Origin of the sequence: Mariniphaga sp., assembly GCF_041687215.1 — a bacterium.
Classification (GTDB): domain Bacteria; phylum Bacteroidota; class Bacteroidia; order Bacteroidales; family Prolixibacteraceae; genus Mariniphaga.
The window spans coordinates 59,096-65,398 of record NZ_JAWLCI010000022.1 but is presented as its reverse complement, the minus strand read 5'-3'; the positions used below and the strand labels follow the sequence as shown (position 1 = coordinate 65,398).

Here is a 6,303-nt window from a genome sequence, read left to right as displayed (position 1 = left end):
ATTAACAAACCCGTTATTTCTTTTTACGAAACGTAAACTTTAACTAATTTTCCGCGGTAAAAAAATTCTTGAATTATGTTGAAAAGACATTGCGTTTTGGTAATTTTTCTCATCATAACCCACATGGTTTTTGGGCAAAAAACCCTGCACGATTTCAGTGCACGCACCATTACCGGCGAAATTCTGGATTTTTCAACATTAAAAGGCAAAAAAGTTTTAATTGTAAACACGGCAACCGAATGTTCGCTTACACCTCAATTCAGAAAAATGCAGGAGTTGTATGAAGAATATGGCGGAGACGATTTTGAAATTATCGCATTCCCATCTAATGATTTTGGCAGCCAGGAGCCGGGAACAAACGAACAAATTAATGAATTCTGCACCATAAAATACAACGTAAGTTTTACTTTGATGGAAAAGATTTCTATAAAAGATGAGAATATGCATCCCATTTACAAATGGCTGACCAGCAGCGAAGAAAACGGCACGCTCGATGCCAAAGTTATCTGGAATTTTCAAAAGTTCCTGGTGGATGAAGAAGGTCAGGTGGTTGAATCGCTTTCACCCATTACCGGTGTGCAAAACCGCAGGATAATTGAATGGCTGCAGGAATAAGGGTTTTATCGGTAAATATCTTTTCGGTGTCCTATTCGAATTACCCTGACGGTAAGAATGTTATCCAAAATATCATAGATAATTCTATATTTTCCCTGTCGGATACGATAACCAGGCCTGTTTTTCAATTTTTCACATCCACGCGGACGAGGATTTTTGCCAAGTCCAATTATTTTGGATTTTACAGCCTCATAATCTTTCAGGGGCAGAGATTCCAGTTGCTTGATAGCTCCGCGCAAAATTTTGATTTCATAGATCATAGCGCTTCGCTTCAATATCCTTGAACACTTGTTCCGCCGGGAGGCCTTCTTCGCTAGCTGAAATCGCTTCGTCATAAGCTTTTATATCTTCCAGCTCTTCCAATTTATTCAAAATCTCATTATAATCCCTCATGGGCAAAATAACGCTAACTTTTCTACCATTTGTATCTGTAATATACTGCGTCTTCATTGCTTCAAATTTATTTATCACTAAAGACAAAATTAAAAAAAATATCAAATTTACTTCAATACTATCCTGTACGCCTGCAAAGCCCGTTCCCTCGCCATTTTATGATTTACAACCGGCTTCGGGTAGGCTGAAGTTTCCGCCTCTGGTACCCACCGTTTCAAATACTCTCCATCAGGATCGAACTTTTTCTGCTGGCTTTCAGGATTAAAAATGCGAAAATAAGGCGCTGCATCGCATCCTGTTCCGGCAGCCCATTGCCAGTTGCCGTTGTTGGAAGCGAGTTCATAATCCAGCAGTTTTTCAGCAAAATACGCTTCTCCCCACCGCCAGTCGATGAGCAGGTGTTTGGTTAAAAAACTGGCTGTAACCATCCGTACCCGGTTGTGCATAAACCCGGTTTCGTTCAGTTCGCGCATACCGGCGTCAACCATTGGGTAGCCGGTTTCCCCATTGCACCAGCGCTCAAACTCCTTTTCGTTGTTGCGCCATTGTATAAAATCGTATTTCGGTTTGAAGGCTTTGTCAACCACTTGTGGAAAATGCCATAAAATGGTGCTGAAAAAATTTCGCCAGATGAGTTCATTCAGGTAAGTTTCCGACCACTCCATGGCTTTTTTTGTCAATTCACGAATACTAATCGTTCCGAACCGCAAATGAACGCCAAGCCGTGTGGTTCCGTTAATGGCAGGAAGATCACGGGTTTTGGCATAATTTCGAATAATTTCTTCTGAGATTTCAGGCGGATGAATCTTAAGGTCACTTTTTTCAAATCCCAGTTCTTTCAGTTCAGGAAATACAAAAGGGTTAACTTTCAGGTAATTCTCCGACAATTTTTCAGAAGGAAAAGTCGGAATTTCAGTTTCATCTAAAACCTGTTTCCACTTTTTGCTGTAAGGTGTAAAAACCGTGTACGGTTTACCGTCGTCTTTCAGAACCTCATTTTCTTCAAAAATCACATGGTCTTTAAATAGCTCAAAACCAATATTTTTTGACTGAAGCAACTCCCCCACTTTTTTGTCGCGTTCTTTTGCGTACGGCTCGTAATCTTTATTGGCAAACACCGTTTGAATTTCAAACTGTTCGGTTAGTTTCTGAAAGGCATCGGATGGTTTTGTGTGAAAAATTTTCAGCGAGCTCCCATTTTTTTCCAGTTCCTTTTTAATTTTCTGAATTTCAGCAAAAATAAACGAAACACGTGCATCGGTTTTTGCATTGAGTTTTCCCAGAATTTCGGTATCAAAAATAAAAACAGGCAAAACCGCATGACCTGAATTCAGTGCCTGATAAAGTGCATGGTTATCATGTAAACGCAGGTCGCGGCGAAACCAGAAAAGATTAATTTTTCGTTTCATAAATTACATTTCTAATTATCTAGATGCACCTGCTGTAACTGCTACTGATGATGCAGCCACAGAAACAACAACAGCCTGAGCAGCGGCCACGGCAGCACTAACAGCTTCCGAAACCTGATTTCCTTCCATCAGTTGTTTCAGTTTTTGTTCTGCAAGTTTGCGTTTATCTTTATCCTGAAAAATTCTTTTTAATAATCCGGCAGGTTTTATTAGTGACAACAGCATAATGTTCTCCTCGCTGGTTGTTCCCTGTAAAATCTGGTTCTCAATTTCAGACTGCAATTTGTAAACAGCCTGCTTATTCAGCAAAACCGGTTTTTTCCATTGAAAGAACAGGAACTGCTTTTCTTCCAGTTTGAGCGTTCCCTTTCGAACAAGGCTTGTTTTAATCTGCCGGCGGATTCGTTTCACCGAAAATCGAAATTTGCTTATCCACGTTGTAACTTTTCGGGGTCGTTTGGCCTTTCTCATTTTTTGGAGCAAATAATTCTGAATGGGATTATTGGATTTTGTGTTTACCACTTTAATCCGCTTGTTTTCAATTTCAATTTGTTTATCCAGTATCATTTCCATAAAAAGAGCTCCCGACAAAGCAAAATCGAGTTTTTGTGAAGCGGCATAAATGATTCCACCCTTTTGCGGATGAACAGCCAGCAAATAAAGTTTTTCGGAAAGTGAAAGTGATTTTTCCATTTTTATAAACGTATGATTTTTTCTTTCTTTACATGTTCTAAAAACCCGGATGAAGGTACAAAGTTTCCGGGAAACAATCGAAACAAATGTTATTTACAAACTATGAAAAAAGGATTTGCAAGCGATAACAACTCAGGGGTGCACCCTGCCATTTTAAAGGCAATGGAAAATGCCAACCTCGGACATGTAAAAGGTTACGGAGATGATCCGTTTACTGAAAAAGCCATTGAAATTTTCAAAGAAAAATTTGGGAGAGAAACCGAAGTGTTTTTTGTTTTTAATGGCACAGGCGCTAATGTTCTGGGTTTGTCAACCGTAACCCGCAGTTTCCATTCCATTATTTGTGCCGAAACCGCTCACATTGAGGAAGATGAATGTGGTGCGCCCGAAAAATTCACCGGATGTAAACTTTTGCCGGTGGAACCTGTAAACGGAAAACTCACACCGGAATCCATTCAACATCATCTGAAAGGTTTTGATTTTGAGCATCATTCGCAGCCCCGGGTTATTTCTATTTCGCAGGTAACTGAAATGGGAACGGTTTACAAGCCGGAAGAGATTCAGGCACTGGCTAATTTGGCACATGAAAACAACATGCTGCTGCACATGGACGGCGCGCGTATTGCCAACGCCGCCGTTTCCCTAAACCTGGAATTTAAAACGTTTACCAAAGATTGTGGTGTGGATGTGCTTTCTTTTGGTGGAACCAAAAACGGAATGATGATGGGTGAAGCAGTATTGTTTTTCAATCCGGAACATACAACTTACACCAAATACCTGCGGAAACAAAGCATGCAGCTTTATTCTAAAATGCGGTTTGTAGGCGCCCAGTTTCAGGCCTATTTTGAAAACGATTTATGGAAAGAAACAGCCTCTCATGCCAATAAAATGGCTAAACTGCTGGAGGCTGAAGTCGCTAAAATTCCGGAAATAAAAATTACCCAGCCTTTGGAAGCAAACGGAATTTTTGCCGAAGTTCCCAAAGAAATAATTGAACCGCTGCAGCAAAAGTTTTTCTTTTACATGTGGAACGAAAAAAGATCGGAAGTGCGCTGGATGACCTCGTTTGATACAACGGAAAAAGAAATTTATGAGTTTGCGGAGTTGATAAAAAACTTGATTCGGTCAAATTCCAAATAGCAATTTTCAAAAAACAAATAAAATACAATAACCAATGAATAAAATTTCAAACTAAAAAAACGATTAACTTGCTTCAGGTTGTGAAATTTGATTTATAAACAAATGATATTTGAAAATTATGACATTGGCATACTCTCGATATTTGAGATTTGGCGTTTTATTGTTATTTGTGTTTTGAATTTTGGAGTTTATTTGAGTTTTGTTTTTTGAGACTTGGAGCTTAATTGCATTTTGTTTTTTGAAATTTGTAATTTATTGTTTATGCGTTTGTTTACTTACTATCCAAGCAATCCCAAAAAGCTGGATCCGGAAATGGAAAAACGGATATTTTTTCACAGTCTGGTGCTTCCGGCAGCATTTGTTTTTGTGTTTTGGATGGTAGAAATAATTGAAGTAACCACATCGTTTAGCTTTGTAAAACTTGGCGTTTACCCGTTGCATTTAAAAGGATTGCCGGGCATTTTGTTCTCGCCGTTCATTCACTCCGGCTTTAACCACCTGATGTCCAACTCCATTCCTTTTTTTATTCTGATGTTTATGCTCATTTATTATTACCGGCGTATTTCGTACCAAATCTTTTTTCTGCTCTATTTTTTGTCTGGAATAACGGTTTGGTTTGCAGGCCGCGAAGCCTGGCACATTGGCGCAAGTGGTGTGGTTTATGCCATGGCTGCCTTTCATTTTGTGAGTGGTGTTATCCGTAACGATGTCCGGCTACTTACATTTTCTGTGGTTGTGGTTTTTCTTTATGGTGGTTTAATTTGGGGCGTTTTTCCCATCGACCCAAAAGTATCATGGGAAGGCCACTTATGGGGCGCTGTTTCGGGTGTGGTGCTGGCTTTTTATTACCGAAAATACATCATCAGGCGTGATAAATTTGACTGGGAAGAGGAGGAGGAGAGTGAACAGTCGCAGTTGACAGATGACGAGAAGGAAGAAAAAGGGGGCAATGAGCAGCCTGCCTTGCGGAACCCTGTGCAGGAGGAAATTCAGGCAGGGTCTGAGCGGACAGAAGGAGAAGACAATACACAAGGAAAAGTAAAGAAAAAGAAAAAACAAAATCCATCCTATTTTTCAGATAAATACAGGCCGGGAAATACAAGCCATACCGGAGAATTCTGATATTTTTCATGCCCTAAAACATTCATAATTCAACCTATAAACAGAAACTTTACACTAATTATTTGGTATATGATAAAACAGAATATTTAACAGGAAAGAAATGAAACCAAGGTTAGTTGTGCTTATCGATTTTTCGCCTCAAAATGAAGTGATTGTAAAACTTGCAAAACGCTGGAGCGAAATGATAAAGGCTGAAATCCTTCTAATCCACCAGGTAAGCTATGCTGTACCTGCATTGGCCGACAGCGAAAGCAGAATGAAAATTATTCAGTATGAAAAAGGGAGAGCCATTGCTGAACTGAATAAACTCATTCAAAAACATTTCGAAAAAAATAATTCAGTTGAATATGAGATTTTTGAAAAGAACCTCATTCCTTCATTAAAAAACATGCTTGGAAAAAAGTTTCAGGACATTGTCATCATTGGGACAGAAAGATCAGGTATTTTCAAGAAGTATTTTATGGGCAGTACTGCGCTCAAAATTATTGACGATTTAAACTGGCAAACCATTGCTGTTCCTCCTGATTTTGAAACTTATTTTCCGCAAACATTAACGGTTGCGGTTACGCACAAATACCCGCTGAACAGAAATGCATTCAATAACTTTTTAGGCACAATAAAAAATTTTATTGAGCTGGTTCATTTTATTTCGATTGTACCACCCGATGAAAATGTAAAGAAATCACACGAATATCTCCTCAACTTAACTCAGGAATGTCAGCACAATATTCCGTGCACATATGATTTATTTGAAGGTGAATCTGCATTTAAGGAGATTAAAAATTTTGTGCAGGAAAACCCGAATACAATGCTTGTAGTACAAAAAGGATCGCGTACCATAAATGACCATTTATTCAGGAAATTTTTTATTAACGATTTGGTGCACGACCGGTCCCTTCCATTAATAATTGTTCCTCACTAATTTCTATTT

8 protein-coding genes are annotated in these 6,303 nt (G+C 39.0%); 4 read left to right on the top strand and 4 right to left on the bottom strand.

Going from position 1 to position 6,303, the window contains the following annotated elements; all coding sequences use genetic code 11:
* Positions 1-75 precede the first annotated feature (75 nt).
* Positions 76-615 carry a glutathione peroxidase gene (locus ACESMA_RS09910; protein WP_372948646.1) on the top strand — a complete coding sequence of 180 codons (540 nt, stop codon included), beginning with the start codon at positions 76-78 and terminating at the stop codon, positions 613-615.
* Between the two features lie 5 nt (positions 616-620).
* Here the strand turns inward: ACESMA_RS09910 and ACESMA_RS09905 are convergent, their stop codons facing one another.
* The 4 genes from ACESMA_RS09905 to ACESMA_RS09890 are packed head-to-tail and all read right to left on the bottom strand — an operon-like array spanning position 621 to position 3,110.
* Positions 621-875 carry a type II toxin-antitoxin system RelE family toxin gene (locus ACESMA_RS09905; protein ID WP_372948645.1) on the bottom strand — a complete coding sequence of 85 codons (255 nt, stop codon included), beginning with the start codon at positions 873-875 and terminating at the stop codon, positions 621-623.
* On the bottom strand, positions 865-1,065 hold the full coding sequence (locus ACESMA_RS09900) for a hypothetical protein (RefSeq protein WP_372948644.1): 201 nt from the start codon (positions 1,063-1,065) through the stop codon (positions 865-867). Before ACESMA_RS09900 ends, ACESMA_RS09905 begins: the two co-directional genes overlap by 11 nt.
* Before the next feature lie 50 nt (positions 1,066-1,115).
* Positions 1,116-2,417, bottom strand: coding sequence for a cryptochrome/photolyase family protein (locus tag ACESMA_RS09895; protein ID WP_372948643.1), 1,302 nt, complete (start codon positions 2,415-2,417; stop codon positions 1,116-1,118).
* A 15-nt stretch (positions 2,418-2,432) separates the two neighbouring features.
* Positions 2,433-3,110, bottom strand: coding sequence for a GOLPH3/VPS74 family protein (locus tag ACESMA_RS09890; protein WP_372948642.1), 678 nt, complete (start codon positions 3,108-3,110; stop codon positions 2,433-2,435).
* Positions 3,111-3,212: 102 nt separating this feature from the next.
* On the opposite strand from ACESMA_RS09890, the gene ACESMA_RS09885 reads away from it, so the two are divergent.
* From ACESMA_RS09885 to ACESMA_RS09875, 3 genes are all read left to right on the top strand, one after another.
* Complete coding sequence (locus tag ACESMA_RS09885; protein WP_372948641.1) at positions 3,213-4,250, top strand: threonine aldolase family protein; 1,038 nt, start codon at positions 3,213-3,215, stop codon at positions 4,248-4,250.
* A 261-nt stretch (positions 4,251-4,511) separates the two neighbouring features.
* On the top strand, positions 4,512-5,372 hold the full coding sequence (locus ACESMA_RS09880; RefSeq protein ID WP_372948640.1) for a rhomboid family intramembrane serine protease: 861 nt from the start codon (positions 4,512-4,514) through the stop codon (positions 5,370-5,372).
* A gap of 100 nt (positions 5,373-5,472) precedes the next feature.
* Positions 5,473-6,294: a universal stress protein gene (locus ACESMA_RS09875; RefSeq protein WP_372948639.1), complete on the top strand. Its 822-nt coding sequence runs from the start codon at positions 5,473-5,475 to the stop codon at positions 6,292-6,294.
* The last annotated feature ends 9 nt before the right edge of the window (positions 6,295-6,303 follow it).